The sequence below is a fragment of the uncultured Ellagibacter sp. genome, assembly GCF_934636505.1.
Lineage (GTDB): Bacteria > Actinomycetota > Coriobacteriia > Coriobacteriales > Eggerthellaceae > Ellagibacter.
This window is the reverse complement of the sequence record NZ_CAKUAL010000024.1, coordinates 1-26079: the sequence shown is the minus strand read 5'-3', so window position 1 is coordinate 26079 and position 26079 is coordinate 1. Positions and strand designations below refer to the sequence as shown.

General features: G+C 62.7%; 17 protein-coding genes, 1 pseudogene and 1 riboswitch. Of the genes and pseudogenes, 5 read left to right on the top strand and 13 right to left on the bottom strand.

Features of this window, described 5'->3' with window-relative positions; all coding sequences use genetic code 11:
- Positions 1-580 (top strand): annotated as a pseudogene (locus Q0G18_RS04435) (peptidase M16); the annotation flags it as partial.
- 216 nt (positions 581-796) lie between these two features.
- On the opposite strand, the gene Q0G18_RS04430 reads toward Q0G18_RS04435, so the two are convergent.
- Positions 797-1786 carry a transporter substrate-binding domain-containing protein gene (locus Q0G18_RS04430; protein WP_297149915.1) on the bottom strand — a complete coding sequence of 330 codons (990 nt, stop codon included), beginning with the start codon at positions 1784-1786 and terminating at the stop codon, positions 797-799.
- 992 nt (positions 1787-2778) lie between these two features.
- Between Q0G18_RS04430 and Q0G18_RS04425 the strand changes: the two genes are divergently transcribed.
- Complete coding sequence (locus Q0G18_RS04425) at positions 2779-3531, top strand: double zinc ribbon domain-containing protein (protein ID WP_297149912.1); 753 nt, start codon at positions 2779-2781, stop codon at positions 3529-3531.
- 135 nt (positions 3532-3666) lie between these two features.
- Here the strand turns inward: Q0G18_RS04425 and Q0G18_RS04420 are convergent, their stop codons facing one another.
- The 11 genes from Q0G18_RS04420 to Q0G18_RS04370 form a co-directional block, all read right to left on the bottom strand.
- Complete coding sequence (locus Q0G18_RS04420; protein WP_296062011.1) at positions 3667-4986, bottom strand: glycosyltransferase family 2 protein; 1320 nt, start codon at positions 4984-4986, stop codon at positions 3667-3669.
- A 584-nt stretch (positions 4987-5570) separates the two neighbouring features.
- Positions 5571-8273, bottom strand: coding sequence for an RICIN domain-containing protein (locus Q0G18_RS04415; protein ID WP_297149910.1), 2703 nt, complete (start codon positions 8271-8273; stop codon positions 5571-5573).
- Positions 8274-8627: 354 nt separating this feature from the next.
- Positions 8628-9143, bottom strand: a complete 516-nt coding sequence (locus Q0G18_RS04410; protein WP_297149908.1) for a cob(I)yrinic acid a,c-diamide adenosyltransferase — start codon at positions 9141-9143, stop codon at positions 8628-8630.
- 75 nt (positions 9144-9218) lie between these two features.
- Positions 9219-10646, bottom strand: a complete 1428-nt coding sequence (locus Q0G18_RS04405; RefSeq protein WP_297149905.1) for an S-layer homology domain-containing protein — start codon at positions 10644-10646, stop codon at positions 9219-9221.
- On the bottom strand, positions 10643-11584 hold the full coding sequence (locus tag Q0G18_RS04400; protein ID WP_297149903.1) for an energy-coupling factor transporter transmembrane component T: 942 nt from the start codon (positions 11582-11584) through the stop codon (positions 10643-10645). The genes Q0G18_RS04405 and Q0G18_RS04400 overlap by 4 nt, the downstream gene beginning before the upstream one ends.
- A 7-nt stretch (positions 11585-11591) precedes the next feature.
- Positions 11592-12326 carry an ECF transporter S component gene (locus tag Q0G18_RS04395; protein WP_297149901.1) on the bottom strand — a complete coding sequence of 245 codons (735 nt, stop codon included), beginning with the start codon at positions 12324-12326 and terminating at the stop codon, positions 11592-11594.
- Positions 12311-14041 (bottom strand): energy-coupling factor transporter ATPase, encoded by a 1731-nt coding sequence (locus tag Q0G18_RS04390; RefSeq protein WP_297149898.1) that lies wholly within the window; start codon positions 14039-14041, stop codon positions 12311-12313. Before Q0G18_RS04390 ends, Q0G18_RS04395 begins: the two co-directional genes overlap by 16 nt.
- Positions 14014-15006 (bottom strand): energy-coupling factor transporter transmembrane protein EcfT, encoded by a 993-nt coding sequence (locus Q0G18_RS04385; protein ID WP_297149894.1) that lies wholly within the window; start codon positions 15004-15006, stop codon positions 14014-14016. Before Q0G18_RS04385 ends, Q0G18_RS04390 begins: the two co-directional genes overlap by 28 nt.
- Positions 15003-16499, bottom strand: coding sequence for a prenyltransferase/squalene oxidase repeat-containing protein (locus Q0G18_RS04380; protein WP_297149891.1), 1497 nt, complete (start codon positions 16497-16499; stop codon positions 15003-15005). Before Q0G18_RS04380 ends, Q0G18_RS04385 begins: the two co-directional genes overlap by 4 nt.
- A 2-nt stretch (positions 16500-16501) precedes the next feature.
- Complete coding sequence (locus Q0G18_RS04375; protein ID WP_297149888.1) at positions 16502-17257, bottom strand: DUF4430 domain-containing protein; 756 nt, start codon at positions 17255-17257, stop codon at positions 16502-16504.
- Positions 17258-17410: 153 nt separating this feature from the next.
- Positions 17411-20911 carry an InlB B-repeat-containing protein gene (locus tag Q0G18_RS04370; RefSeq protein ID WP_297149885.1) on the bottom strand — a complete coding sequence of 1167 codons (3501 nt, stop codon included), beginning with the start codon at positions 20909-20911 and terminating at the stop codon, positions 17411-17413.
- A 306-nt stretch (positions 20912-21217) separates the two neighbouring features.
- Positions 21218-21384, bottom strand: a riboswitch (cobalamin riboswitch).
- A 366-nt stretch (positions 21385-21750) separates the two neighbouring features.
- Here Q0G18_RS04370 and Q0G18_RS04365 point away from each other — a divergent pair.
- The 3 genes from Q0G18_RS04365 to Q0G18_RS04355 are packed head-to-tail and all read left to right on the top strand — an operon-like array spanning position 21751 to position 25387.
- Entirely contained in the window at positions 21751-22611 is an 861-nt protein-coding gene (locus Q0G18_RS04365) for a TIGR02452 family protein (RefSeq protein ID WP_297149882.1), read from the top strand.
- Positions 22612-22657: 46 nt separating this feature from the next.
- Positions 22658-24868, top strand: coding sequence for a UvrD-helicase domain-containing protein (locus Q0G18_RS04360; protein WP_297149879.1), 2211 nt, complete (start codon positions 22658-22660; stop codon positions 24866-24868).
- A gap of 15 nt (positions 24869-24883) precedes the next feature.
- On the top strand, positions 24884-25387 hold the full coding sequence (locus tag Q0G18_RS04355) for an NUDIX domain-containing protein (protein ID WP_297149876.1): 504 nt from the start codon (positions 24884-24886) through the stop codon (positions 25385-25387).
- Between the two features lie 93 nt (positions 25388-25480).
- On the opposite strand, the gene Q0G18_RS04350 is transcribed toward Q0G18_RS04355, so the two are convergent.
- Positions 25481-25996 carry a flavin reductase gene (locus Q0G18_RS04350; protein ID WP_297149873.1) on the bottom strand — a complete coding sequence of 172 codons (516 nt, stop codon included), beginning with the start codon at positions 25994-25996 and terminating at the stop codon, positions 25481-25483.
- Positions 25997-26079 lie beyond the last annotated feature (83 nt).

The following is a 26079-nucleotide window of genomic DNA, read 5'->3' as shown; positions in this document are numbered from 1 at the left end:
GACCGGCGAGGCCTTCGTCGTGCCGACGGACGTCACCTACACCGCGCTCGGCTTTGACCGCCGCTTGCTCGGAGTCCCCTACTCGGGCGCCTGGCTTGTGGCGTCGCGCGCGCTTTCTTACGACTATTTATGGAACGAGGTCCGCGTGAAGGGCGGCGCCTACGGAGCAGGGTTCTCGCCCACCCGCACGGGCAACATGCGCTTCTACTCGTATCGCGACCCGCACATCGACGAGACCCTCGAGCGCTTCCGCGCAGCGGGCGCATGGCTTTCCGACTTCAACCCGAGCGAGACGGAAATGGACGGCTACATTGTCTCGACCGTCGCGGGGCTCGACGCGCCATTGAAGCCCCGCGAGCTCGCGCGTCGTCAGGACGGCTACGTATTCGCGCACATCGACCCGGCAGAGCGCCTGGTCACACGTTCGCAGGTAGCAAATGCGACCATCGAGGAGGTGCGGGCGCTCGGAGACGCCGTGAGCCAGGCGGCAAGCAAGAACATCGCCTGCGTGTTCGGCAACCGCGAGATCATCGAGAGCGCAAAGGCCGACTTCACTGTGGTGGACTTGCTCGGAGAGTAAGACGTTGCTTGTCGGGTGCGGGCCGAAACCGCCCGTGCTCGACCCGTGCCCGCATGATTCGAGCCCGCATTGCGAGTTAAAAAACTACATCGAATTGAAGAGATTCTGGCACAAAATGAGAAACGCCTCCGAAAGGAGGCGTTTCAACTAATGAAGCATTTCCACTTGCGAGTTTTGGATCGGGCGATGGCAAGCCGCCGCCCGAGGTGTCGCAGCTTACGAAGCCTTCACGGCGTTCGAGCCAGCCGTAGAGGCACCGCCCGCCGTCGTGTCGGTCGAAGTGGCACTCTGCGCGCCCGCATCAGCAGACACCGCGTCGGTCGAGGTCGCGCCGTTCGTCGTCGAGTCCGATTTCGCCTTCGCGCCCGACGTCGCCCCGGCGGTGAGCTTCACCGACGAGAGGTCCATGCTGCCGCCCAGCCACTTCGACTGAATAACGCTCATGACACCGTTGGAGTTCAGAGAGCTCACGGCGTTGGCGATGGCGGTCTTCAAGTCCGAGTTGCTATCGAGTACGCCGACGCAATAACCGCTCGGCTGCTGCATGAGCGCGATGATGCTCGCGTTGATGTTCGACCCGTTCGCATAGTACTTGCCGATGACCGCGTCGGCGGCAACGTATTGCACCTGCCCCGAGCTCAAAGCCGCGAACGCCTCTTTCGGGCTGGAGGTGGAGGTGAGCGACGTGTCGCCGAACTCGTTCATGACGGCCCAAGCGCTCGTGGAGGAAACCTGCGCAGCGAACTTGGCGCCGGTCGTCGCAGTCGGGACGGCGGCGTTCTCCGACATGGCGAACAGCGCGATGCCCGTGGGCAGGTAGGAATCGGATTTCCAGAACGAGCCATCGGTCGAGGACTTATCGATACCAAGCACGATGTCGACCGACCCGTCCTTGAGCGCGCCTTCGGGATCGCTGCCCGTATCGACGATGGAGAGCTTCAGGCCGAGGCTGTCCGCGATGGCGGCCGCCACGTCGACGTCGATGCCGACGATCTTGTTGCCCGACATGCCGGCGAGCGGGGCGCGGCCCGTGTTCACGCCGACGCGCAAAACGCCAGCTTCCTTAATGGTCGGCGATTGAACCTGAGGGGTCTTCGTCTCGGGCTCGTAAGTGGAATCGGTCGAGCAGCCCGTCATTGCGAACGCAAGAGCCATGGCGCAACCGATCGCCACGCAAAGGATAGCTTTCCGAAAACGCTTCGTCACCGTAACCTCCGTCTGTTCCTTTTCATGCGCTTCTTTCGGCTGACCTAGTCTTTGCCCCCACACTCGCGCACTGGGTCGTGAGCTTGCACCCGTGGTACCTCTCGCCCGCGGCGGCCTTGTGCCGCACGAAAATGGGATCGGGCGGTGCGACTTACCTCTAGGACGCGCCATGCTCGCTGCGCGCAAAACGCGCAACTTACGTGGATCCTTTTGACCGCGTCTGCCTTGGACTGAGAAACGCTCGGGGCGTTTCCGCAACTACAGACCCGAAAGAAGCACGTTTCAGTGTAGCAGAACGGCAACGGCGAATAGAAGCACACACATCATTCCACATGGAAGCGGGAAAAGAAGGCGCAGAAGAAATCTTCGGAACCAAGAGGATTTTGCTGCAAGGAACGAATACAGGATAAAAGACCTTCCGACCCTGCTAAAAACCAGAAGAGACCTGCCAGAAATCGGGAGGTTTTCATCACGCGGAGAGGGCTTGCGCTCGCTTTGCTGGTCGCTCTCGTTTTGCGCCGAAGCGAATCACCAGGTCAGCAGGATGCGTCATGGGACGCGCGCGCTTTCCCTCCTTGTTCGGCTCTTCAATTTGATGAAAACTGCCGATTATCTGGCAGGTTGGGAGCTTATTTCTGCACGCGCTGGAGTCAGCAAGCCTGCCTGAACGCAACCCCGTCCGGACTCGAGGTTTCCCTGCGATCGCTTAACCTGCCTCCGTTTCTCGCCAGAGGTTTTGCACGCCGGACTTTCCGCCTGTTTGCACCTGCCAGGTTCTTGCAAGGTTTTTGCGAGTTGCAGGATCGAACGGAAGGCGGAATATGCGCTCGCCCGGCGAAATGCTGCTGGGAAATCCCGCAGAAGCATGGCAATACTGCCATGAGATTCCTTAAAAGGCTTGGAAAGCGCGCCTGAAGAATGTTCCCGTCGCGCCGCGTTTCGGCAAGGCTCGTGCACGTCATCTGCCAGGATCGCTCGCTACACTTCGCATCATGACAACCTTTGCGACAACCACTCTCGCCGAAACCGCACGCCTCTACGCCGAGGCAGCGGCGCAGGCTGTCGCGGAAACGCTTTGGCCCACCCGCTGCGCCATCTGCGACGAGCCCGGCGAGCTTCTGTGCGAACGCTGCAGAAGCGAGCTTCCCTTCATCGACCTTTGGCGCGCGTGCCCCGTCTGCGGCGCTCCCTGGGGGCACGTGCAATGCACCGAGTGCAATCCCGTGATGCTTGCCGCAACGGGACGCGGAGCCGTGGCATTCTCGAGCCTCGCGAGCCCCTTCGAACTCACTGAAAGCTCGCGCCGCATCGCCGTCGTCTACAAGGACGGGGGCGAGCAGCGGCTTGCGGCAGAGATGGCGCGCTACATGGCCCGCTATCTTTCCCCCGAGATCGCAAGCGAGGTGGCAGGGGTCACGTTCGTCCCCGCCTCGCGCAAGGCCCGGGCGCGCCGAGGGTTCGACCACGCGGAGTTGCTCGCGCAAGAAGTGGCGGCAACAATCGGGCGGCCCGTCATCCCCCTGCTTTCCCCGCCGCGTGCCCACGACCAGCGCGCACTCTCGCGTCGCGCGCGCATGGGGAACATGGCGCATGCCGTATCCGCCCTGCCGGGCGCGAGCGCGCCGGAAAGCATCCTGCTCATCGACGACGTGTGCACGACAGGCGCCACGCTGTTCGCCGCGTGCGACGCGATACGGGAAGCAGGCGGGCGCAACGTGCACTGCCTCACCTTTGCCCGAGCTTGATGAGCGACAAGGGCACGCGCGTTCCCGCGACTCGGCCCCTTCGCGCTCCGCGCCTTCCCGCACCTATAAAAACGGAGGGTCCCCTGAGGGACCCTCCGCTGGATAATGCCTGATCTGCGAGAAGCCGCTGCGCGCTTACTTCTGCGCGGCGATGCCCTGCTGGGCTTCCGAGAACTCCTCGACGTCGACTGAGATGCTGTGCTTGATCGGCTTCCACTGGCATTTCTTCACAAGCGCAACGAGCGCGATAGGCACATACGTCAGCATGAAGAACGGGAAGGTGAACATGTAGAGCACCTTCTTGCGCGTGGGCGCGTGGATGGAATCCCACTCGACGAACGTGGTGAGCACGCCGAAGAGGAACATGAACATAACGTAGTTGAACAGGCAGAAGAAAATCGACGAGATGGAGCTTGCAATCATGACGCCCGTCGACATGGCGCCCGTCGCTGCAAGCACGATGATGATTGTGTTGAAGATAACCGACACGATGGTGAGCAGCATGCCTGGTGCGATGGTCATGAGCATGTCGTAGCAGGCGAAGCGGGAACCCTTGGGGTTGGTGAAGATGCCCTTCGCAAGACGCGCACCGTAGTGCCAAAACACCTGGTAAAAGCCCTTCGCCCAGCGGAAGCGTTGGTTCCAGGAATCGCGGAAGGTGACGGGCTGCTCGTCGTAGAGCACCGCCGTCGGAGTGTAGGCGATGCGAATGCCCTCGAGGATGCTGTTCGCGGAGAACTCGATGTCCTCGGTGAGCAGGTGCCATCTCCAGCCGTCATTCTTCTCGATAATGTCAGCGGCAATGAAGAAGCCCGTGCCCGACACCGCGCAGCTCGTGTTGAGCGTAAGGCGAGCCTGATTCAGGAACTTGGCCTCGCGCAGGAACCACACGGCATAGCCGGCAGAGATCCAGTTGGAGTCGTAGTTCTTAGAGTTGCGGTAGCTCGTGGACGCCTTCGCGCCGTTATCGAAGGTCTTGTTCATCTCGCGAAAGTAGTTTACGTCGAGCACGTTGTCCGCGTCGAAGACGAAATAGGCCTCGTAGCCGCGGTCGGCGTACTGGCTGCGGATGATCTTGAAGCCGTAATCGAGCGCGTAGCCCTTGCCAACCTGCTCGGTATTGAAGCGCTTGAAAACGGTTGCGCCCGCCTCGCGCGCCACATCGGCGGTGTTGTCGGTGCAGTTGTCGGCGATGACGAACACATCGATCAGCTCGGTCGGGTAGTTCTGCACCTTGATGGAGTGGATCAAGTCGCCGATGACCGCGCTCTCGTTGCGAGCGGAGACGACGACGGCGTATCGATGGTTCTTTTTCGCAACGAGCTGCTTCGGCTTGCGAGAAAGCACAACGAGCACGTAGTACAGCTGATAGGTATAGCAAATAGTAAACGTGATGAAGACGCAGAAGTTGAAGATATCCACGAACGATATCTGCGAGAAGAATTGGTCGAGCACCAGCCCTGCCCCTTACAACTTATGGCCGCCCGCGCACGGGCGAACTTTGACTTCGCCGCTTCCGTCCGCGGCACTTCTGTTCAAACTTTCTGGATTATAGCGGCCTTGAGCGCTTTTGTGCGCCTCACGAGGGAAAGCTGTAGCTGAAACGCCCATTTCAGGCAATAAAAGGGCAGCTTGCACACCTCAGGTGCACAGCATCTTCATATTAGTAAGGGTTTACTTGCGGGCGGGCGGTGCGATATGACGCGCGGCATCCCACCGGCGCGCAAGGGGAAACGTAACCGCACGATTACGTTTTGCGAGACCGTGACAAGTAGCATTTTCGCACATCAAACTGAGAAAATCACGACTGAAAAATGACTATTTTATTAGGTATCATACTTTTTGAGGAGAGGAGTTTCCTACACATACAAGGGCAAAAGCCGCGCCCACACCAATAGCTGAAACGCCTCTCGAAGCGAGCGCCGGACCGATCATCTGGCGCTCGCTTTCATTTTGGCTCCGAGCAGGCCGAACTCGCAGGTTCGCCATCGATCTCGAACAAGCGAGATTCCCTCATGGCCATTGAAACCGAACGGGAATTACTGATAGAAACGCAGCACGCCGCGGGGCACGCCGCGCGACCACATGCTGTGCACATCCACCGGGCCATACGCGTCGATGATCATGTCGTTGCCCAGATAGATTGCCACATGGCCCTCCCAGGAAATCACATCGCCGCGCTGCCGCATCGACAGAGGCAGGTGGAGCACGTCGCCGTAGTTCCACATGTTGTTCGCGTCGTGGCTATGCCAACCGTCAGCGCCGGTCGCGTAGTGATCGTAGGGGTTGAACTCGCCCAAATCCATGCCCGTCGCGTACAGGCATTGGTACACAAGCCCGATGCAGTCGACGCCCACGCCCGGCTCCATGGAATAATTCCATCGATATGCCGTGCCGATATAGTCGTACGCGCGGTTGATGAAGGCATCGATGCAATCCTCGCGCGTCGCATCAGGAGCGATTTGCGAAGGGGTTACATAGGTGAAGTACCCGCTCGCGTAATCGGGCAGCGTCACCGACCTTGAGCTGACCTGGTAGTATCCCGCAGGATTCTGATACCCTACCTTACCGGGCAGCGTCGCCATCTGGAAGGTGAGGCGCGCAGCAGCGTCTCGGCTCACAAGCTCGACGTTCGATCCGCCCGACGTGCCCGTCGTCCCGAGCGCTACCGAACCACTCGCGAACGGAACGAGGGAGAAAGTGCCGTCGCCGTTGTAGATCGCCCGCCACTTCTGAGCCTGCGAGCCGTTGACCTCATGCTGCTGCACGTTCGTCCCCACGGCCATGATACCGTCGAAGATGTCGATCGCCATCTTCGAGCCGCAGTTCGTGAACGTGTAGGAGCCATCCTGGTTGTGCTCGATGTTCCAAATCTGCGCGCCCGTTCCATTCGATATCCATGTCTGAATGTTCGCGTTGGACTTCTGGGACTCATCCCTCAAGTCGATTACCTGGTCGGTTCCAGCAAGACAAATCGTGTACAGCCCCTCGGGCAGAGGCTGCGTCTCGCGTAGCGAGAATCGCTGGGCATCCGTCCCGTTCGCCGCATAGGTTTGCACATTGTTGCCTGCGTCGGTGCGCCCATCCGCAAGATCGAGCACGCGCCCCGTGCCAAGGTTCGTGAAGACGACGAAGCCACCGGAGAAGTCGGCACGCCACAACTGCTCGCTCGACCCGTCCGCGCTACGCTGCACCGCGTTGCCATTCGAATCGGCGGCAAGCAGCTTGCCAGAGCACGCCGCCTGCAGGGTATAGGTATTGACCTTCCCCGATGCGCGCTTCACGTACCATTTCTGGGCGAGCAAACCGTTGTCGTACCAAATCTGCACGTTCGCGCCGTCATCGACGGATGCATCCACGACATCGAGGTGCTTCGAGAAATCGCCCTTCGGGGAGATCGTGAAGAGACCCTCGGAAAGCAGGTCCTGTTGCTCGACGAGGGCAAACGCCGAAACGTCCTCCTCGGGGGATTCGACTGCCTGCAAGGGGGAGCCCATGCTCGGATCTTGCGAGGCGAGCCAGTAGCCGGTCGCAAGGTTACAGAAGCGCAGCGCACCCGACTCCGTTCGCACAGCCGACCATTGCTGACGCTTGCTTTGAGAGACAGCTGCACCGAGGGAGACATCCGAAGGGGAACTCGCGATGCCGGGCGCCGTCTCGAGCGCAAGGCCAGTCTCCGCGTAGATGATGTGGTAATAGCCGTTTTCATACGAGAACGTGAAAGTCTGGGAAAGCGAAAGGTTCGCGCTCGCAAGCTGAACATCACCTTCAGAGCGCGCCTCGATCGAGAGGGAGCTCACCGATGCGGAGCGAATGAACCAATACCCGGACAAACCCAGGTCCTCGCAGGGAGAGACGAGCGGAGCGGAGCCGTCGTCGAACACCCCGACATCATATCCACGCATGAAAACAGTGGCCGCACGCTCGCGCGGAAGCTCCACCGTCGGGCAGAGCTCGAAGATGCCGCCGCCCCGGTCATAACCCGAGACCAAGCCCTTATCGGCGCACCATGCAAGACCGCGTGCCGCCCATTGGGGAACGCTTTCGCCATCAGAGAAGCGCGAAAGCGAGGCGGTTCCATAACGAGGGTTCACGTGGTTGAAGTTCGCAATGATGGTGCAGAATTGGTCGAGGGTTACGGAGACATCGGGCTTGAAGGCGAACGAGCCATCATCTTGAGGAAAACCGTTGATCACCTTGTTCTCGACAGCCCAGTTAGCTGCAGCGGTGTACCATGTCCGGGATTCAACGTCGTCCATCCCCGTCTCGTTGTCGGCATCGCCAAGGTAGGCTGACGCAGCCTCGGGGTCGGCATAGCGCCACATCATAACAGCCATCTGCGCGCGGCTGAGGCTTTGGCCCACGCCGAACAGGGTCGTGCCCGCAATGCCCGTCATGATCTTTTTCTGCTGACAGAAGAGCACACCAGGCTCGTACCATGAGCCAGGCTCTACATCGGTAAATGTTTCGGGCGCCGAGGGTTCGGGGGCGCTTGGGGCGTCGCCGGTATCGGGAGCGCTGGAGCTGCCGCCCGGGGTAGAGTCAGAGCTCGAGCCCGAAAGGTTACCCGCATCCGGAGAGCTGGGGCTGCCCGCATTGTTGCCGCCATCGAAGGTATCGCTTCTACTTGGAGCGCTCAGTTCGCTTGGGGCGTCGCTTTCGCTTCCAGAAGCAGAAGCATTGTCCACCCCCGGGCCGGATACACTGCCCGCGCCCGAGGTGTCGCCCCCCTCGCCGGGCACGTTGGCAGAGCCTTCGCCCGTCTGAGCCGCTTGCTCAACAAGACGAGCATCTAACGACGCATCAGCAACGGAAGACCCCCCCCCCGACCTCTCCGAAAGCCGCCACGGGGACAAGGCCCGCAACAAGCGCCGCTGAGGCAAAAATCGCCAACGCCCTGCGGGCGCAGTTACTTACAAGGTTATGTCGCATGATTCCCCATTTCACACAATGCCTCCGGATGTGCACACCAAAAGACAGGTTGCCGAAAGCTTTTCGGTAACGGGATGATATCACTCGTGCAAGCCGTTGGTCAGCGGGGTCATCCTTTTGAACGGGAACGGCAGCAACTGAAATCGCGCGGCGTGTGCACGAGATCAGTACTCCACGCCCTCGCGAGACGGGACACCTTGCTCGAATGGATGCTTTCGGCACTTCATCTCCGTCAGGTAGTCCGCGCGCGAGACGATGTCCTCGCTCGGGTTGCGGCCGGTAAGCACCACTTCGAGCTCGCCTGTCCCCAAATCGAGCACGCGGGCCACGACCGCCTCGTCCACAAGCCCCATCGCGAGCGCATCGAGCACCTCGTCGAGCACGAGCAGCCGCGCACCCGAGTCCTCCACTTCGTCGAGGGCCGCCGCAAGGTTCTTATCGTGGGCCTTCCGCACCGCCGCAAGCTCCTCGTTGGTCATCTCCCAGGTGAACTTCCCCGTCGGCGCACAGGCGAACACGGGGACGCCAAGTCGACTGGAAAGCATGCGCACCTCGCCGCTTCCACCGTCTTTCAGAAACTGCACGATAACGACGCGGCCGCCGGCGGCGAGCATGCGCAGCGCAAGGCCCATCGCCGCCGTCGTCTTCCCCTTGCCGTCGCCGTAATACACGTGGATCATGGTACTTCTCCTTATGATCGTTCCACCAACCAACTCCCCGTTTCGCCGTCCCGCCGAAGAGGGAAAGTGCGGCGCCTACAAGATTTCCATTTCGAAGGCGCGCATGAGCACGACGGCCACGCGCTCGCGGGCGACGTCCTCACCGGGCACAAGGTACTTGCCGGTGGGCCAATCGTAACCCTCGACGAGGCCGTTTGCCGCCGCCCACGCGAAGGCGTTGCGCGACCAGTCGCTCGCCAAGTCGCCGTCGGCGAAGGCGGACAGGTCGCTGCCCGCAGACTCAAGCTCGCCGGGAGCTGCGCACAGGCGCGCAAGGACAGTCACAAGTTGCTCGAAGGAGACTTTGCCTTCCGCGGCGAAGTCCTTCGTGCCATCAGGATGCTCGATACCGGTGATCACGCCATTTGCGAAGGCCCAGTTCGCAGCCGCCGTATAGTACATGCCATCGGCAGAGCCCGCAATATCGATCTCGTTCTTGGCAGTCTTAGGATCGTAGGACGCGTACGCATCGGGGCAAGCGTTGCGCCAGAGGATCGTGGCGAGCTGGCCGCGCGTGAGGGTGTCGCCCACGCCGAACTGCCCTGCCTTGTCGCCGTCGGTGTAGCCCGTGATGAGGCCACGCGCAGCCACGTAGGTCACAGCATCGCCGTACCAATCCGAATAATTCACATCGGAGAAGACGGGGACAGAACCGGACGTCCCGACTTTCACGGTTATCTCGTAGCGCTGCGCAGCAACGGCGGCGGCATCGTTCATGGTCGGCCAGCTCGGGTCGCCGCAAACGACCTCGATCACCGAGCCATCCGAGACGGGAATTTCCGCGCCGCGCTTGTACCACGTGCCGCCAACACGTGCCTTCACCTGGAAGTTCTTGTTCGTTGCCGTTGGGGTGAGCGCCACGCTCGTCGAGCCCTCGGGCAGCGTGAGCGTATACGAATGGACGTCGGCGCTAAACGACGGGGACAAAATGCCCGCGCCCACCGAGAGCGAGGCCACCGTCTTGTCGTTGCTCCCCCAGTCGCTCCCTAGATCGGGGCCGCCGTCAAGCGTGTACCTAAGGTCGATCTCGGCGCCCGGCTCCAAAGCGCCGTCGCTCACGGTCACAGAGGCGAGCCCCGTGTTCGCGAACCAGTCGTCGATCGTGCCCATCCAGCCGCTTTTCCCGCCGCAGTCGAACTCGCCGAGCCCCGCAACGGAAGCGATATAACCCTTGTCGGCACCGATGACGGCAACGCCCTTCTCGTTCGCAAGGCGCGCAATCGCCGACATCGCGCTGTCCGAGGGATACAGGTCGACATCCCCCTCGGCGATGATGCCGCGGGGCGCAGGGTAGTTTACGCCAGCGGGCCGCGCAACGGTGTCGCTGATGCTGACGTGCACCTGCCCGATCGGCGTTTCCCCAGTTGGAACATCGCCTATCGCAGCAAACGCCACGCTGGGCACAAGCGCGCAGGCGACGAGCGCCGACAGCAGCAGGGCGACAAGCTTCTTCTTCAGGTTCATGCGGTCCTTCCTTTCTCTTGGGCTTCGCTCTCAAACGGGCTTCGGGACTCCCCCTTCGACACGCTTCCCACCTTGCGGGAAAACGCCGCCTCGCCGGCCGTTTGGAGGGCAAGCGGCAGAAGGCACAGTGCAAAAAACGCTGCGAAGACCGCCACACCCGCAGACGACGCCTTCGGCACCACGATGACCGGGCTGAAGAGCATCTGCGTCTGACCGAGCGCCGTCGCCGCGGAGCACACCGTGATAAGCGCCACTAAGACGATAGCAAGCGCACGGTCGCGGTTGTCGAAGCGGTAGAGCGAGTACGCCGTGCGCCCGCGCAGGGCCGAGCCGCGGCTTCGCATAGAATCCGACATCTCGATGAATCGCTCGATCGACCAGGAGATAAGAATGGAAGCCCTCCGCAGCGCATTCGCGATTCGGCGCGGGATATTCCCCTGACCTGGCCCTTTCCCGATGCCCGACTGAGCGACGGCGATCTTGCGCGCGCGATCACCCGCCACCGGCACCGCACGGAGCACCACCGCGAGCATCATCGCCGCCTTCGGGAAGACGCGTCCCAAAAGGAACACCACCTTGTCGGCGGTGAAAACGCAGAGGGCGCACGAGAGCCACGCGAGGATGGCTGCGACCTTGAGCCCCATGATGACGCCGCAAGTCAGCGACTCAACGGTGATGCTGTTGCCGATGGGGGTTCGCGCGATGGGCGTCACGCCGAAGTGGACGTTTAACGCGAACAGTGCTGCGAAAGCGAGCGTGCACAGAGCGAGCACGCAGCCGAAGGCGACGGCGCGGGAGCCGCGAAGCCTCACGGAGAAGGCGAGCGCGCACAGGAAGGACACCGCCACAAGGCCGGGGCGCGTCCAACATGCCGTGAACGTCACCACGGCAACGAAGAACAGTAGGTTCAGCGCGGGATGATAGGATGCGAAGTTCATGCGCCCCCTATCTCGCAAGACCGTACTTCACGCGCACGCGCTCGAGCTTGCCGAGCAGCGGGTTTGCGAGAACGAACAGCGTAATCGCCGTCGCCGCCGCCTGCACCGCATTCACGGGAAGGCCGGACGCGTAGATGGCGAGAGCGCTTTCGGGCGTGATGGCAGAGACCATCGTGAAGAGCGAGCATGTGTCCAAAATGGGCCCGACCACCACAACGACGAATGCCGCGCCCGCAAGCGAGAGCGCCGTTTTCGCGCGGTTGCTCAAATCGCTTCGAGGGATCACCCCCCGCTCGGCGAGGAACCCGGCGACGAACCCGGCGATGCCGTAGGCAAGCATCTGCCAAGGGGTCCACGGCCCCTGACCGAAGACGAAATCGCTGACGAGCAGCGAGATTGCCCCCACGAGGAAGCCCGAGCGCGACCCCAAGGCAATCCCCGCGATCATGACGATGGCGGCGATGGGCTTGAAGTGCGGGACCCAGATGAACGCCACGCGAGCGACCACGGCAAGCGCGCACATCACCGCAATGATCACGAGCTCACGGGCCTGGGGCCTGCGCGCCTCGAACGACACGAAGAACGGCACCATCGCATAGATGATGACGAGGATGCTGGTCACGTAGTAGCTGCCCGAACCGAATGCCGTTCCCGCCCACACCGTGATCGGCGTGAGCACGACGACGACCAGCCATGACAGGACGGTTTTCCAGCGAGCTTCCATTTCTAGCGCAGCATGCATTGCCCGATCACATCCTCATCGGTAATCGCGCGCGGGAACACATGCCTGCTCATGCGGTTCGCCGCCGTGGTGTAGAAGCTGTTCGACGAGAAGAACGTGCGCGGCGTGCTTTGGGCGACGATCTCGCCGTCGAACATCATGGCCACCGCATCGGCGTGGCGCGCGCAGAACTCGATGTCGTGGGACACCATGACGATGGCGACGCCGTCGTGTTTGAGGTCGTCGAGCACCGAGGCGAACTGACGCTTGAAGAAAGCGTCGATGCCCTTGGTCGGCTCGTCGAGCAGGAGAATCTTCGGATCGGTGAGCAGGACTTTCGCAAGCGCCGCGCGCTGCTGTTCGCCGCCCGAGAGGTCGAAGGGGTGCTTGTCGAGCAAGCTCTCGATGTCGGTCACGTCGATGACATGCTCAATGCGGAGGGCACGATCAGCCTCGGGCAGACGGGATGAGGCGAGCATCTCTGCCAAATCTTCCCGCACCGTCTTCTTGACGAAGAGGTTCTGCGGGTCTTGCGGCAGAAGCGCAAGGCATCCGTCGAAGAGGCTTCCCGCCTTCCAATCCTTTAGCTTCCTACCGAATACGCGCACCGTGCCACGGTAGGGCTTCGAGATTCCGCAGGCCACGCGCAGCAGGGTCGACTTGCCCGCGCCGTTGCCCCCCATGATGGCGAGAATCGATCCAGGTGCGACGTCGAGAGACGCGCCGCGCAGCACGTCGGGAAGGTCGCGATCGTAGCGAAACCACACCTCTTTGAGCGAGAGCACCGGATGCTCCACCGCATCGAGCGGGGCGTCTGCGGGAATCGCGTCGCGCTGCGCGCAGTCGTCGGAGGCGACGCGTGAGAGCCAACGCCTTCCCTCGCGCACCGTGAGCGGGGCGTCGGGAGATTCCGCTTTCTCGGGTGTCGCTTTATCGGGACTCGCCTTCCCCAAACCCACCTCGCGGGCGGCTTCCACTCCGTAGAAGATGCGCAGGGGCGCAGGCAGCGCCGACATCATGTCGTTTCCGGACGCGTGGAGCGAGAGCGCGACCTCGCGCGGGGCGCCGACCGACACGATTTCCCCTCGGTCCATGACGACCACCTTGTCCGCGCAGGCGAAGACTTCTTCCAGGCGGTGCTCGGTCAATATGACGGTCACGCCCAGCTCGAGGTTGATCTTGCGCACCGTGTTCAGAAAGTCCGACGCCGCAATGGGGTCGAGTTGGCTTGTGGGCTCGTCGAGGATGAGCGCGCTCGGGCGCATGGCCATGATGGACGCCAGGTTCAACAGCTGCTTCTGGCCGCCCGACAGGTCGCGAACGTCCTTGTGAAACCAGCTTTCGATGCCGAAGTAGCTTGCCATCTCCGCCACGCGAAAGCGCATCGAGTCTTTGTCGCACCCCAGACTTTCCAGGCCGAACGCCAGCTCATGCCACACCTTGTCAGTCACGATTTGCGCGTCGGGGTTCTGCATGACGAACCCGATCTTCGCGCTCTGGTCGCGCTGCGACACCTCTTCGAGCGGCACCCCCTCGAAGAGAACGCGACCCGTGCGCTCACCGTGCGGCGTAAGCACGCTTTTCAGGTGGCGAAGGAGCGTGGTCTTGCCGCATCCGCTCTTTCCGCAGATGACGACATAACTTCCCTGTTCTATCTCGAGCGATACGCCGTCGAGGGCACGACGGTCCGCCCCAGGATAGGCGAACGTCAGCTGTTCGATAGCGAAATGTGCCATATGAGCCTCTCTCCAATGGTAATGGCGGACGGCAGCGCCATGAATGTCGAATATGCAACGAGCCCGCACGCCGAGACGGGGTCGGGGAGCGCCCCCATCATAAGCGAGACGGGGCCAGGGGCCGCGTGAGCTCCCGCCGAGCTGGAGTCGGACGCTGGCGCAACGGTAAGGGAAGCGAAGTCCGCACTTGCAAACCCGCCGGCGATCGCCGCGACCGAGATCGCGACAAGCACTGCCATGCACGCAAGGAGCACCCCATCGCGCCTGGTGAAGCGGTAGCGCGCATAAGCCGTGCGCCTCGCCTGGCCGAAGCCTCGGCTGCGCATGGAATCGGCCGTCGACACGCCCCCCTCAAGCGCCCACGACGTGAGCGCCGAGAGAATCGCCGATGCTCCCTCTATGCGCTGCGAGAGCTTTCCGGCAGCTGGGCTGCGCCCGATTCCCGAACGCGCCGCCGCGAGTTCGTCGATCTTGCAACGATATGTAGGGACCAGACGAAGCACCATCGTGAACACAAGCGTGACCGACGGCGCCATCCGCCCGAACAGGTAGGTGAACTTGTCGCTCGTCATGACGATGTTGTAGCAGGAAAACCACAGCAGCATCCCCACAAGCAGCGCCGCCGTTTGCACGCCGTACGCGAGCGCCTCGAGCGTATAGGGCCTGTCGAAATAGGTGAAGAGGACGATGTCTCCTCTTGTATTGAACAGGGGGTTCACCAGCGTAACGACCGTGAAGAGCACCGCCATCCCCGCGAACATGCGTAGGCTGCGCCTTCCCGCGAGCACCGCATAGTAGAGCCCCGAGAACACCACGGTCGCCGCGAGGAACACCGGGTTGCGCACGAACATGCCAAGGGCGATGGCGCACGCGAAGAACGAGAAGCCGAGCGCGGGATGATATGTCCCGAACGTGTCTGCGCCCCTCGCCGCGCCCGCGGGCGGGCAAGCGCCGCTGGACCTCATTGCTCCGCCTCCCCTTGGGCGTCCTTGCGTGCAAGCCGTACCCGATAGACCCCGAGCGCGGCGAGGGCGCATGCCGCGACGGCGGCGATGCCCACCCAAAGCCACGGTGACGAGGCGTTATCGCTAGCAGCGGCGGCGTCGGCCGAGGTGTCTTCCCCTGCCCGATCGCCGAAGGTGTCCTGCGCGCTCAAGACGCCAGCATCGGGGGCGTCTTCGCTTGAGGCGCCCTCGGAAGAAAGCGAGGAGGTCGCGACCATCTTCTCGCCAGACGGCGCCGCTGTCTGGGTCGTGAAGAGCGTCTTTCCTGAAGGAACCGCGCCACCCTGCGATTCCGCGCCACCTGAAGGCTGGCCGCTCGGCGCCGGGCCAGGGTCGGGGGTCGGAATCGGGTCAGGGTCGGGCGCGGGATCGGGGTCTGGCGGGACGTCGGGCGGAACCGCGGACGCGACGTCGCTCATATCGAAAAGCGACGTCTTCCCCGAAAGAAGGCGTTCATAGGCAACGAGCGCGTAAAATCCCTGCTCAGTCGCCATCCCGTTCACTTCGCCGTCGGCAACATGCTTGAATCCCCCGCCGGGGACCGCGAATGCGCACAGCGCATCGAGCACCGAGCCGCCCACCTTCGCGAAACGCGCGCCGGAGGCAGGGTCGATGCCGAGTGCGGAAAGCGCGACGACGACCTGCGCGCAGCTTTCCGAAGTGGCAGAACCTGCATCGCCGAAGCCGCCGTTTTCTCCCTGCAAAGACGAGAGTACCGAAAGCCCCCGCTCAACCGCGGCGGCAACGTCGGCCCTCGAGTCGCGGTACGGAGCGAGCGAGGTGAGCGCCATGGCTGTCAGGTCGACGTCGGGCACCGAGTCTGAAAGAGCCCAGCCCCCGCCCGCAATCTCGGACTCGAGGATGGCGTCAACGAGCGCGTCGCGCGTCGTCTGCCGCTTGCCCTCGGGAGCCGCAGGAGCATCGTAGCCGCGCGAGTCAAGCGCGATGAGCGCCCAGATGGGGCCGTTCACACCCTGCCAGCATACCTGGTCGAAGTCGCCGAGGGGCGAAAGCACATCGTATCCGGCGACGTCAGTCGGGTCGAAGCCCAGCGAGGACAGCGCGAGCACGACACGCGAGTACTCGGAGTACTTCACGCGATGAAGCACGCCGCCCGTGTCTCGGAGCGTCCGCACCAAGTTGGTGTAGTAGGATGCGGCCCAATCGGCGGGGAGACCGCCGTTGCGCGCGAGGCCGATGACGGCCCACTCGCCGCCGATAGAGGACACTCCGGGGTTGAGAACGCTCGCCGAGAGATAGGCGGCCGTGTCTGCGAGGATTTCCCCATAGCTGGCGGGAGCCGCAGAGGCGTTCGAGTCGAAGCTGGGAGCCGACTCGTCGGCAGCGTACGAGGGTGCCGGGGAAGGGGAACACACGAGGGCAAGTGCCAGCGCCGCCGCTAAGGCGCGTCTCGCCACCACGTGTTCCCGCTTCGTGTTTTTTCTCGTCGCCATGGCTATTGCTCCACCGATGCGCCCAGGTCAGCGCCGTATCCCTTGCATGTGTAGCACCATACGATGACGTCGCCATCGTGCACCTGGTACTCCGAGCACCCGTAATTCGGGAACCAGCCGTTCACCTTGTACATCCATCCCGATTCGTTGCCGCAGTCGAACTCGTAGAGGTTGTTGATCCCCTCCACGTAATAGGAGCCGTAGCCGGGGGTGTAGGCGTACTCGAGTTGCAGCCCCGTCGCCGAGGCCGCGGCCTTCAAGACGTCGAACACCGTATCGCCTTCCGCGAAACGAACCGTGGAAGCCGCCAGAATCACGCCATTGGCAGGCACGCAGGAGCTTTTGCCCGGAGCCAAATCACCCATGTTGTCGAGGATGGTGTCGCAGCGCACCTCGATCGTGCAGGTCTGCGCGGGAATGTCGCTGCTGACGGCAGCGGCGCCTTGGGAAGGTCCTTCGGTTGCTGCCTGGCCGCCCGCAGATTCCGAGTCCGAGGCCGCACCCACCTCCGCACCCGCGTTAGCAGCTTGGTCGATTTCCTGTTGTGCCTGCTCAGTTGCTAATTTGTCTTGCGCATCGGGAGTTTTTTCGCCGTCAGGTTGGGAAGCTGAAAGCGTCGAGCCGGCAGGGTCGGCAAGCTCGGCCGATTCCGAATCACGCAGGCTCGTCACCGCCATAGCACCGGCGAACACGACCACGGCGCAGAGTGCGACCATAATCGCGTTCAGCATGCGCTTTTTAGTTTTCGTCTCGGCCATGGTCTTCCTCCTTACGTTCGATGTTCGTTGGCACGCCGCCTCGCAATCCTTTTGCTAAGGCGCAATAGGAGCCCCGCCGAGAGAGATCTTGCCCTCCTCCCTCAGCGGGTCCCAATGGTGCCGTCAGATCACCGGCGGCACCAAGTTTTCAATTTACTTCAGAATACCCTTATCGAAGGCGCGCATGAGCACGGTCGCCGCGCGCTCGCGGGCTGCGTTCTCGCCGGGGGCGAGGCGCTTGCCTGCAGGCTCGTCGTAGCCCTCGATAAGCCCCTTGTCGGCGGCCCACTTGAGGTAGGGGGCGGACCACTCGCTCGCGTCGGCGCCGTCCACGAAGGCGGACAGGTCGCTGCCCGCGGCCTCGAGCTCGCCGGGCGCGGCGCCGAGGCGGCCCAAGATCGTGGCCAGCTGCTCGAAGGTCACGGGCTCGTCGGCCGCGAAGTCGAGCGCGCCGCCCGGGCGCTCGATGCCGGTGATGACGCCCTTCTCGACGGCCCAGTTCGCGGCGGCGGTGTAGAACATGCCGTCAGCGGAGCCCGCGATGCCCGTGGTGTCCTTCGCGGCCGCGGGGTCGTAGGAGGCAGCCTCGTCCGGGCAGGCGTTGCGCCAGAGGATGGTGGCCAGCTCGCCGCGGATGAGCGCGTTGCCCACGCCGAAGATCGTAGTTCCCTCGTATCCCCTCATGAGGCCGCGACCCGCGACGAAGTCCACGCCGGGCGCGTACCAGGAATTGTAGTCAACATCCGTGAACACCGGAGTGGGGTCCTTTTCCCACTTCGCCCACAACTCCACATCGCCCATCTGCGCAGCGCCGATAGCGTCGACCTTCTGAGTAAGCCCTTCATCGAGATACCATCCGGCGAAGGTGTAGCCGCTCTTGGTGGGGGCGGCGAGAGCAACCTCCGTCCCCGGGATATAGGAGGAAGGATTGGCCTCGGCGTTCGTACCGCCATCAAGATGGTAGGTGATGCTGCAAGACGTCCGGCCAATTGCCACGAGGTTGCCCGAGTCATTGTTGTAGTACAGGGTGCCGTCGGAATCGCAAATCGGGCTGCAGAGGCAATACTGCGCCAGAGACCCTTCGGGCACGAAGAGGTTGCTGACCTTCGCCTCCGTCTGTCCCGCCGCATCCTCGAGAACCAGGATGCCACCGGGATTGTAATTGTAGGTGAAGTACGCGTAGACCTTGCCGCCGTCCGCAGCGTAGCCCGTGCTCAAAAGCGCCGAGGACTGCACGTAACCTTGCACGTTAGCCGAATAGACGGTGCTCATCGTCGCTGCGTCCATAACCGCGACAACACCAGAGGAGAAGGAAGACGAACCGCCGCCGATGTAGAGACGGCCGTTGAAGACAACGGGCGTGCTCGTACTCTTCGTCATGCCGTCGACCTGGCCAGACTTGACCGACCCGCCGTCAAGCGCGCCATCTGCGCCAATGGGAACGGAATACACCTTCCCCGTGCTCGTCGAGAAGTAGAGGTTACCGTCCGCGTAGGCGATAGACGAGCGAATCTGCCCATCAGCTTGGAACGTGCTGATAACCTTGCCAGTCTTCGCATTGCACGAGGCAAGAACCCCCGCGTCGGACCCGAAAACAATCACGTCGCCCGACAGGTAGGCACCAGCCCAGTAGCAGCCCGTGCCCTCCGCGCGGTAGATCCAGGTGGGATATTTCACCTCGTCAGTTGCGGAAGGGTCCTCGTCGGTCGCCGACAAGCAGAGATACGTCACCGCATTGGCGCTCGACGACCCCTGGGAAATTCCCGTGTAGACATAGCCGTCCTTGTAGGAAATCGGCGTCGCCGTGGTGCCGCCGAGCTCCTCGCTCACCCACAGCGACTCGAGCGTGTCGGCGTTGAGCGCCTGAACACGGCCATTGCCAACCGTGGCGAACAGCATCCCGTCGCCATATGCGAGACGGCCGTCGTACCAGCTGTTATCGCTTACGAGAGCGCCCGTCGCGATCACATTGCCGGTCGCCTTGTCTATCTTCTTGATTTCCTTGCCTGCGAGCGCATAAAGGTTTTCGCCCACGATAAGCGTGTTCGAAACTCGGTCCCAGCCACTCGTCAGCTTCGCGCCCCAGAGAAGCTTCGCCTCATCAGCCGTGCGCGGGGTCTTCGCATCCGTGATGGCCATGTTATCGTCAGAGCCGCGGAACGAAGGCCACGCAGAATCGAAATCGACAAGCGAGCTCGCGGGCGCCTTCTCGAGCGTCACCGGGACAGATGTCGTGTCAGCCGATGCTTCGACGGTAGCGCGCTTGGTCACGTAGCCGGCCTTGCTCACCGTGTACGTGTAGGTTTTCCCCTGCTCAACCGGGAACAGCAGAGGCGCCGTCGCGGAGACGCTATTGCCATCGGGGTCGGTGACGCTGACGGTCGCATCCGCGGGGTCGATCGAGAAGGAAAGCATCGGGCCGACAGGCACGGTGACCGTGTAGGCCTTCGTCTCGGCGTCGACGGCGTCGGACGCGGCAACCGTCACCGCGAGCGTGTTGACACCTTTAACGAGCAGGTCGCTTCCGTTGAAGAGCGTCCAGCTCGAATCGCCCGACGCCACAGCCTTCGCCGCACCGCCGTTGAGGCTCGCCGAGATGACGGCCCCCTCGGGCGCCGACGCCTTGACGCGGAACATGCGCTCCCAGGAGTTGCTGCTCCACTTGACCGCGGGCACGCGGTATTCGGTCACATCCGCGTCAAAGGCGGGCGCAAGCTCGAGCGCGTTGGGGTTGCTGTCGAAGCTCGCCACGCTGAGCGCCGTCAGCTCCGCTGCAGGAGCGGGCATCGGCGCGTCGTTGCTGACGACGACCTTGAGCACGGGCGGGATGACGGCGGTACCGCCAGCGGAGTGCGCCGTATAGTAGTAGGTCCCCTCCTCGCTGGGGGCGACAAACGCCACGCTGCCAGCGTCGGAAGTTGTGGCACCGTCCACGTCTGCCCAGGTGGAGTTTTCCCCATCGACGCTCGCGAGCTGCGCGGCGGCGATGGGCTGGCCGGCGGCGCGCATCGCTTCCGCGTCCTTATAGAGGTAGCCCGACATGTACGCGACGCCCTTCAGGACGAGGTTCGTCTGGCTGCCGGGGCGAACGGTGATCGAGTCGACCGCTACGCCGTCCTTGCAGAACCAGGCAGCCTGGTCGCCCCAGCCGCTCTGGTCCTCATAGATGAAGAAGTCGAGCACGTCGCCGGTCGCAACCGCCTGCGTGACCACTGTCGTGCCGTTATACCCGCCCCAATTGCTCTCGGTTCCATCGTTGGGATATGCGCCATTGTGCATGAATCCATTGGCGGCCGTCTCCTGCCCGAAGAGCTTCGTCACGTAGCCGGCGTCGCTCACGGCCAGATAGTCGGCGGCGTCGTCCTTGGTCATCCCGAAAGCATCTTCGTGAGCCTTGACCAGGACATCGAGCGCCGAAACGCCGTCGGTCACCTGATCGGTGAAACCCATCGACTCCGCCTCGTCGCTTGCGACCTCGACGTCGGACTCGTTGACGAGATACGCGCTCGTCGTATCCTGCAAATGGTAGCTCACCGTCACCTTTTGCGGTGCGGCGGCCTCCTTCCCCACCTCCGCGAACGCAAGCTGCGGCACAAGACCGCACGCCAGCACAACGGACAAGAGCAAGGAAACGAGCTTGTTCCTGCGATTCATCCAAGCCTCCTTATCTGCTTGATTATCTTCTATCTGCCTGATTTGCTTTTCCGTTTGATTCACCGATTCGCAGCGCGCCTTCATCGACGCCGCCACGACACAGCTTCGCACTGTCCCCTTTTCGGGCAACCCCCTTTCAAGCCGCGCCTTTTAGCCAGACGGCGCAGGAGTCTACAGCTCCCAAGCCAAGCCATCCAGCAAGACGGGCTATTTCGTTTTGAGAAGGGAAATGTTGCTGCCTCGAACATGGCACAGCGATGGCGTTCCCGCCAATTCAATTGAGGGCACAACAAGTCGAACCATCCTTCCCAGGGCTGTTTGGCAGATAGGTAATCCGACTTCGGCTTGTGCCGCCCCAATGCGCGGGCGAGCGCAAGCGCTTTACGGTTGCTGGTACAGCGCAGGGTTCTCACCTGCATTCCCCTCTGCGGGCCGCTTCTATCCGAGATGCGATCCGCACACGTCCGCCAACGCCATTTGCTTGATTTACAAGCGCATTATATTGCATGGGAAGGTGAGCGATTCGCACAGGGGTCCAAAAACCGCCGAATCGCGCGAAGCGAGGGGACGAAAAGCGCTCGCGGGATCGCACGTGCGGGCTGCGCGAGGAGTGCTCCCAGCAGGGCTCTTCGGCGGCGCCCACAATGCAAGTTCCTTAAGCGCTGTGGGGACTGTCTGAGCGACTGGGCGTTGCTGAAGAGCTCCCATCGAGCGGAAAGGGGGCCCGGAACGCCGGCAATCTGGGCAAACCTTGTGGCGTCTCCAGCCCGACCCATTTCCCAACCTGCGAAACTGCTACCATAGGCCTTGTTCGCATTATTCCCAGGGAAGGACGCAGCATGCCCACACGTGACGAGCGGCGCGAAGCCGCCGCGAAGAACCTTGCGCTGATGCGCGGGGCGTTCGCAAGCGAAACGAAAGCGACCGTCGAGGCGGCCAAGATCTACGAGAACGGCGAAGGGCGCGAGCTTCCCGTAGCCGAGGCGGAAGGCGAGACCACGACATCGGTGACGACCGATTTCGCGCCGAAGGCAGTGTTTGGCGCGCAGGGCAAGGTCGTGGTCGTCGACCCGTGCTCGTTCACCCGACCTGGCGGCGCCTACGAGGACGGAAGCTTCGGTCCCGAACAGATTCTCTGTGCGGAGAGCAACCTCTACCCCGCGCTTTGCGCCTGCAAGGACCTCTATCACAGCAAGAACCGCGGCTACTCGTCCGGCATGCTGTTCACCGATCGAGCGCTCTACCTGCCCGACGTGGCGTTCGTGCGCGATGGCGTCATCCGCCGCGCCGACGTGCTTGCCATTCCCGAGCCCATCCGCGCCCGCGCGCTGGAGAACCACCGCTCGGAGCGTGAGTGCGAGCACGCGCTCGCCAGCCGTATCGAGTCGCTCTTGCGCATCGCGGCGGAGAACGGCTGCGAGACGCTTGTGGTGGGCGCCTTCGGATGCGGGCCGCAAGGGTTCGATGCGGAAATGTCGGTCGGCTTGTTCAAGGCATGGATCGAGGCTCATCCCGGAGCCATCGCGCACATCACGTTCGCCGTGCCGCGCGCGAGCTTCGACGCCTTCGACGCCGCTTTCGGCGAGAAAAAGACACCCGAGCCCGAAGTTGAGCCGGTGGCGGCTGCCGACGAGGACGCCGAAGACGACTTCGACTTCGACCCCGCCGATCTTCCCGAAGGAGTGACGCTGCGCGTCTAATGGTCTACAATGGTTCGTCCGATATTTCAGCCAAGGAGAGCCGTCCATGTCAGACGAACGCGCACACGACACCGCATCCGAATCGAAAACCAATGGCGAGAATCTCGCTGCTCCCGACGTCGCCAACGACGAGGGCAGCGAGAACGATCCCGTGTTTGCCCAGGAGCAGCAGCATTTAAGCGATACCTATGCAACGCTGCGGTCGATGGCGGGTGCGCTTGCGGCCAAGATGCGCAAGAACGAGGATGCGGCTGCCGCCACGAAACAGCAGATGGTGGAGGAAATCAAGCAGAACTACGGCAGCGACACCGAGGCGTTCGAGACCTACGCCGACTTCGCGACCGTGAACAGCGTCATCGACTCGTACAACCAGACGCAAGACGCCGCCGCCGAGAAGCTCTCCAATATCGGCCTGCTCTTGAGCCAACCGTACTTCGCGAAGATCGTCCTCGACTTCAAACGCGGCGCCGCGCCGAAGGAGCTCTACATCGGAGCTGCGGGCGTATCTGACGACAGCTGTCGGCGCCTCGTGGTCGATTGGCGCTCGCCCATCGCCGAGGTGTACTACAACCAGGACATGGGGCCCACGCACTACCGCGCGAACGGCCGCACGATCGCCGTCGACCTCACGCTACGCCGCCAGTTCGACATCGTGCGCGACGAGCTGCGCGCCTATTTCGACACCAACATCGCCATCCAGGATTCGCTGCTTCTCGCGTCGCTGTCCAAGCAGCGCACCTCCCAGATGCAGGCGATCACCGCGACCATCCAAAAGGAGCAGAACGCCGTCATTCGCCACGAGGACAGCCCCGTGCTGCTCGTCGCCGGCATCGCGGGTTCGGGCAAGACATCGGTGCTGCTCCAGCGCATCGCATATTTGTTTTACCAGCACCGCGAGAGCCTCCGCCCCGAGGACGTGTTCCTCATCACGCCGAACCCGGTGTTTCGCCACTACATCGCGAACGTGCTGCCCGACATGGGCGAGCGCAACCCGGAGACCCTCACCCTCGCGGAGTTCGCGCGCACGCTCTTGCCGCAGGGGCAGGGCTTCGGGAAGGACACCGTCGACGAGGCGACCCTTTGGCGCATCGACGAGGCGCTTGAGAGCGGCAGGTTCGAATACCAGCAGGGCGATTTCTGCGACATCCGCGTGGGGCACGTGAAACTGATCACGGCAGCACAGGTGCATCAAGTGCGCGCGAAGTGGCCGCGCATCGAGCCCGGCGCGCGCCTGTCGAACCTGATGCGCGAGGAGCTCACGCGGCGTCTCGACTCCAAACTTGCTTCGATGGCGTCAAGCGACGAGGCCTTCGACGAGGTGGTTTCCCTCACCCACGACGAGCAGCTCGCGGCGTTCGGTGAGCCGGTGAACATCGATGACGACAAAGAGGTGCGCAAGGCCGCGCTCAAGCTGATCCGCGGCCGCTTCGACATCGCGTACGGCATGATCGCGCGCGACGAGTGGCTGCACGTGGACAACTTGGGACGCCGCCTGATCGGCGCGGAAAGCCTGCCGCCCGCGGCGTGGCTCTACTTGAAGATCGCGTGCACGGGGCTCTCGAACCCCGACGCGCGCTACGTCATGATCGACGAGGTGCAAGACTACACGATTCCCCAGCTCGCAGTTCTCGCCCGGTTCTTCCCCCGTGCCCACTTCATGCTGCTCGGCGACGAGAACCAGGCGATTCGCGAGGGTGGACTAACGTTTGCACAGGTCAAAAGCACGTTTGAGCGCCTGCGCGGCGAGGTGAGCGAGTGCCATCTCATGACGAGCTACCGCTCCACCCCCAGCATCACCGACCTGTTCGCGCGCCTTCTGCCCGAAAGCGAGCGCATGGAGGTGTCGTCCGTGCAACGCGAGAGCTCGGCGCCGCGCGTCGAGGTTTTCGAGGACAAGGACACGTGGGCGGATGCCGTGCGCGAGGCCGTGCGCGAGACGGGTTCGAGCGACGAGGGGCTCACTGCCGTCATCGTGCCGTGGAAGCACGAGGCGACGAAACTTGTCGCGGCTTTGGGGGACGACGCTCCCCAGCTGGTAGATGCGACGGGAGCGCTCCCTCGGTCGGGGTGCGTGCTGCTCACGCTGCCGCTCGCAAAGGGGCTTGAGTTCGACCACGTCATCATCCCGAACGCGAGCGCAGGACTCTTCCCCGCCGGTGACCGCATCGCGAAAAACCGCCTCTACACGAGCATTTCGCGCGCTACGCGTGAGCTCGACGTGTTCGCCCTTGGCGAGCTGACGCCGCTTTTGCAATAGGCGCAAGGATCTGCGATGACGACCCCGAACTTCATCCTTTCACTGCGCGAGAAGATCGGCCACGACCCGCTTTGGCTTACGGGAATTACGGCCTATGTCGAGGACGCAGACGGGCGCATCCTGCTCGGACGGCGCAGTGACACGGGCGAGTGGGCGCTTGTGTACGGCATTGTGGAGCCTGGGGAGGAGCCTGGCCGCACGTGCGTGCGCGAGGTGCTCGAGGAGACGGGCGTGCACGTTGCGCCGCAGGCAATCGCGAGCGTGAAATCATCAAACTACCTGGTGGAGTACGCGAACGGCGACCAATGCCGATACCTTGACATCCTTTTCATCTGCACGCCCACCGAGAGCGACACCGCACCGTTCGTAGGCGACGACGAGAGCACCGAAGTTGGATGGTTTCCGCCCGAGGAGCTTCCCCATCCCCTGGCCACCTCGACCGTCAGTCGACTCGCCATCGTAAGCGAGTACAAGGCCCGGGCAACCAAAGGCAACGCCGCCGCACTCTTTTCGTTTTAGCAGAAAGCCCGCGTCGGGGCCAGGACCTGACGCGGGCTTTCCCTCATCCCGCCTGGTTCTTGTGCGGGCATCCTTGCTTCTCGAAATGCGAAGCTATTCCTTTACGAGAACTTTTTCGATCTCGGCCATATACATGGTGTGGTAGTCGTGGTTGGGATACCAGCGCGCATCGCAGGAGGTGTCTACGAAGTCCTCCGGCGGAAGCTCGCGCGCGTACAGCTTGCGGCATACGAACACGAGCTCGGCCTCCTCGAAGGCAACCGACCCGCCGACTTCAACAGGGGTGAGTCCCGCCTGGGAAACCTTGTCGGGAACGTCACGCCCAGAAACCTTGCCCAGAAGGCTCAATGCCTCACGCTGGTTCCCCTCGCCGAAAAATGCGCAGGTGAAACGCTCTTCTGCATCGACGAACTCCTTGGTGTAGCGTTGCGGACGGATGTAAACGCTCACCACGTTCTTGTCCCACATAACGCCCATGGCACCCCAGCTCGCGGTCATGGTGTTGCAATGCCCGGCATCGGCGCCGGCGGTGATGAGCATCCACTCCTTCCCGATTTTCGTGAACGGATTGAGCATCAGCTCCTCAGGTGCGATTTCTTTGAAAGGCATAGCAATCTCCTATCTTTTAGTTGTTGCATTTGGGAGCCGAATATCGAATGCTTTCAGATGCAATGCAGACTCTGGCGGGCAGG